This window comes from Caulobacter sp. SLTY, assembly GCF_009905535.1.
Classification (GTDB): Bacteria; Pseudomonadota; Alphaproteobacteria; order Caulobacterales; family Caulobacteraceae; genus Caulobacter.
The window spans coordinates 1-3,489 of sequence record NZ_JAAALA010000069.1 but is presented as its reverse complement, the minus strand read 5'-3'; the positions used below and the strand labels follow the sequence as shown (position 1 = coordinate 3,489).

Sequence of the window (3,489 nt, the reverse complement as noted above, 5' to 3'; positions counted from 1 at the left end):
CCGGAGTTGGGGACGGGGCGCGGCGGGTCAGTGGGTTGATGATGGACGCCTTCATCCGGTTCGCGCGGACGGGGGATCCGAACGGGGGCGGGTTGGCGCGGTGGGAGCCGTACGGGCTGGCGCGGCGGCAGACGATGGTTTGGGACCTGGAGCCGAGGCTGGTGGATGACCCGCGCGGCGAGGAGCGGCGGTTGTTCGAGAAGGTTCCGTTTGTGCAGCAGGGGACGTGAGAGTTCGCCCACGCCAACCGTCATCCTCGGGCTTGTCCCGAGGACCCATGGTCAGGCGGCCCGCGAAATCCAGCCGTGAGCGCGCGACCGCGCGCTCACCCCCCAACGTGCGTGCGGCGGACGAATGGGTCCTCGGGACAAGCCCGAGGATGACGGTGTAGGGGGCGAGCGGGAGAAGGATTCGCTGGCAATTGCGTTTGTGCGCCCCCACTTGACCGGCGCCACGTTGACATTCCCCTCTGACGCGACGCACCTTCCCGGCCCTTGGGCGGGGGGCCGTCCAGTCATTTTCGAGATTTGAAGCCGCATTTCATGAACGTTGTCGTCGTTGAGAGCCCGGCCAAGGCCAAGACCATCAACAAATACCTGGGCTCGAACTACACGGTTCTGGCGTCGTACGGCCATGTCCGCGACCTGCCGTCGAAGGACGGGTCGGTGCTGCCCGATGATGATTTCGCGATGAGCTGGGAGGTCGACGCCAAGTCGTCCAAGCGGATCAGCGACATCGCCGAGGCCCTGAAAGGCTCCGACCGCCTGATCCTGGCCACCGACCCGGATCGCGAAGGCGAGGCGATCAGCTGGCATGTGCTGGAGATCCTGCAGAAGAAGAAGGCGCTGAAGGACAAGGCCGTCGAGCGGGTGACCTTCAACGCCATCACCAAGGGCGCGGTCACCGAGGCGATGGCCAACCCGCGCCAGCTGGACCAGGAGCTGGTCGACGCCTACCTGGCGCGGCGTGCGCTGGACTATCTGGTGGGGTTCACCCTGTCGCCGGTGCTTTGGCGCAAGTTGCCGGGGTCGCGCTCGGCGGGCCGGGTGCAGTCGGTGGCGCTGCGGCTGGTGGTCGACCGCGAGGTCGAGATCGAGAAGTTCCGCACCCAGGAATACTGGAGCGTCGACGCCGAGGTGACCGCCGGCAGCGATCCGTTCACCGCCCGGCTGGTCAAACACGAGGGCAAGAAGCTCACCAAGTTCGACCTCGGCAACGAGGGGGACGCCCATGCGGGGCGCGATGCGGTGGCGGCCGCGGCGTTCAGCGTGCATGCGGTGGAGAAGAAGCCGGCCAGGCGCTCGCCCCCGCCCCCCTTCACCACCTCGACCCTGCAGCAGGAGGCGTCCCGCAAGCTGGGCTTCAACGCCCAGCGGACCATGCAGGCGGCCCAGAAGCTGTATGAGGGGATCGATATCGGCGGCGAGACCGTCGGCCTGATCACCTACATGCGGACCGACGGGGTGCAGGCGGCGCCCGAGGCGCTGACCGAGGCGCGCGAGGTGATCGCAGGCCTCTATGGCAAGGACTACGTCCCAGAGAGCGCCCGCATCTACAAGACCAAGGCCAAGAACGCCCAGGAGGCCCACGAGGCCATCCGGCCGACCTCGCTGAACCGCAACCCCGGCAAGCTGCGGCTCGAAGGGGACCTGGGGCGACTCTATGAGCTGATCTGGAAGCGGATGATCGCCAGCCAGATGGAGGCGGCGCGGATCGAGCGGACGACCATCGACCTGGAGAGCGGCGATGGATGCACGGGCCTGCGGGCCACCGGCCAGGTGGTGCAGTTTCCGGGATATCTGGCGGTCTATGAAGAAGGCCGCGATGACGCCGAGGACGAGGATGGCGCGCGCCTGCCGGCCGTCAACGAGGGCGCGGCCGCTCGCGTGCTGAACGCCAAGGCCGACCAGCACTTCACCGAGCCGCCGCCGCGCTATTCGGAAGCCAGCCTGGTCAAGAAGATGGAGGAGCTGGGCATCGGCCGGCCCTCGACCTACGCCTCGATCCTGACCGTGCTGCGCGACCGGGCCTATGTGCGGATGGAGAAGAACCGGTTCATCCCGGAAGACAAGGGGCGGCTGGTCACCGCCTTCCTGGAGCAGTTCTTCGCCCGCTATGTCGAATACGATTTCACGGCGGGCCTCGAAGAGAAGCTCGACCTCGTCAGCGACGGCAAGCTCGACTGGAAGGCGCTGCTGCGCGAGTTCTGGACCGACTTCCACGCGGCGGCAGACGACATCGGCGAGCTGCGGGTCAGCCAGGTGCTGGACACGCTGAATGACGCCCTGGGACCCCACATCTTCCCGCAGAAGGAGGATGGGTCGGACCCGCGCCTGTGCACCGTCTGCGGGACCGGGCGGCTGTCGCTGAAGACCGGCAAGTTCGGGGCTTTCATCGGCTGTTCCAACTATCCGGAATGCCGCTACACCCGGCCGATCGCCCAGCCCGAGGGCGAGGGCGATGCGGCGGAGAACGCCGACCGCGAGCTGGGGGTGAACCCCAAGACCATGCAGGCGGTGTGGCTGAAGAACGGCCGCTTCGGACCCTATGTCGAAGAGGCAGGGGAAAAGCCTAAGCGCGCCAGCCTGCCCAAGGGCTGGCCCCCGGCGGCGATGGATGTCGACAAGGCGTTGCGTCTGCTGGAGCTGCCGCGCGAGGTGGGCGCGCACCCGGAGGACGGCAAGCCGATCCAGGCCGGGATCGGGCGGTATGGCCCCTACGTGCTGCACGATGGGACCTATGCCAACCTGGAGAGCGCCGACGAGGTGTTCGAGGTGGGGCTGAACCGGGCCGTATCGGTGCTGGCCGAGAAGCGGGCCGGCGGACGTGGGGCGCGCGGGGGGGCGGCAGCCTTGAAGGAACTGGGCAACCACCCGGAAGACGGGGCGCCGATCAAGATCCTGTCGGGCCGGTTCGGGCCCTACATCAAGCATGGCTCGACCAATGCGAACGTGCCTAGGGGCAAGGATCCGCTCGAGGTGACGCTCGAGGAGGCGGTCGGGCTCATCGCCGAACGGGTGGCCAAGGGCGGCGGGAAGAAGCCGGCGAAGAAGGCGGCGGCGAAGAAGGCCCCTGCGAAGGCGAAGGCTGAGACGGCGGACAAGCCGGCCGCGAAGAAGGCCCCGGCCAAGAAGCCGACGGCAAAGTCGCTGGGCGTGACGAAGGTGGTCGGCAAAAAGGCGCCGGCGAAGAAGGCGGCGCCGACGAAGGGCTGAGGCGTTCGCGCGGCTCCGGACGGTGGCCTATCGGGGACAGGTACTCCGGGGGAAGCCGGTGGGCGCCCTTCAGCAGTGGGGATGCGGATTACCAGTCCCCTGGGTGGGGACTGGTTCGCCGCGCCCGGCTTCGTCAGGTTGCCAAGACTGTTTGACGGCGTATCTGTCCCCGACGGGCCGCCGGCGTTTGGAACCCCCTCCCGTTCCGTCCCTTCCCCAATCGGAAGGAGACCGCTGGATGACCGCCAAGACGATTGTGGGGTGGGTGTTGACC

The 3,489-nt window shown here is 67.8% G+C and carries 1 protein-coding gene and 1 pseudogene; both read left to right on the top strand.

Translation table 11 applies throughout. The features are described 5' to 3' along the window. Positions 1-230 (top strand): annotated as a pseudogene (locus GVN21_RS20205) (carboxylesterase family protein); the annotation flags it as partial. A 312-nt stretch (positions 231-542) separates the two neighbouring features. Next, positions 543-3,215 carry a type I DNA topoisomerase gene (gene topA / locus GVN21_RS20200; protein ID WP_166576539.1) on the top strand — a complete coding sequence of 891 codons (2,673 nt, stop codon included), beginning with the start codon at positions 543-545 and terminating at the stop codon, positions 3,213-3,215. Positions 3,216-3,489: the final 274 nt, after the last annotated feature.

What these genes read in the sequence shown, in the direction of transcription:
- topA (WP_166576539.1), top strand. Translation starts at nt 543, where the DNA reads ATGAACGTTGTCGTCGTTGAGAGCCCGGCCAAGGCCAAGACCATCAAC.